Origin of the sequence: Methylobacterium sp. E-025, from assembly GCF_022829705.1 — a bacterium.
Taxonomy (GTDB): domain Bacteria; phylum Pseudomonadota; class Alphaproteobacteria; order Rhizobiales; family Beijerinckiaceae; genus Methylobacterium.
Window position 1 is genome coordinate 1 of record NZ_JAKSYR010000032.1, and the last position, 450, is coordinate 450.

General features: G+C 63.1%; 1 pseudogene. It reads left to right on the forward strand.

The annotated features are described in order from the left end of the window. Positions 1-450, forward strand: a pseudogene (locus tag MKK64_RS02135) (IS3 family transposase); the annotation flags it as partial.

Here is a 450-nt window from a genome sequence, read left to right on the forward strand (position 1 = left end):
GTGGCCGATGCAATCCGCGCGCTCGGCGTGAGTTCGGTGACATACTACCGGTGGCGGCGTGAATTTGGCGGACTGAAATCAGATCAGGTTCGACGGATGAAGAGTCTTGAGACCGAGAATGCTTGGCTTCGAAAGGCAATCGCCGATCTCACCCTCGACAAGCTGATCCTGCAGGAGGCGTCCCGGGGAAGACGTCTCGAGCCCTGCGCGCCGACGCGCCTGTGTCGTGCACATCCAGCTGACGATGAACATCTCCGAGCGCCGCGCCTGTCGGGCGCTCGGCCAGCATCGCTCGACACAGCGCAAGGTACCGCGGGGCCGCGATGATGACGAGGCGCTGACGGCCGATCTCTTGGCGTTGGCTGAGAAGTATGGACGCTATGGCTACCGCAAGATCAGCGCGCTGCTGAAGGCGACCGGATGGTCGGTCAACGACAAGCGCGTCGAGCG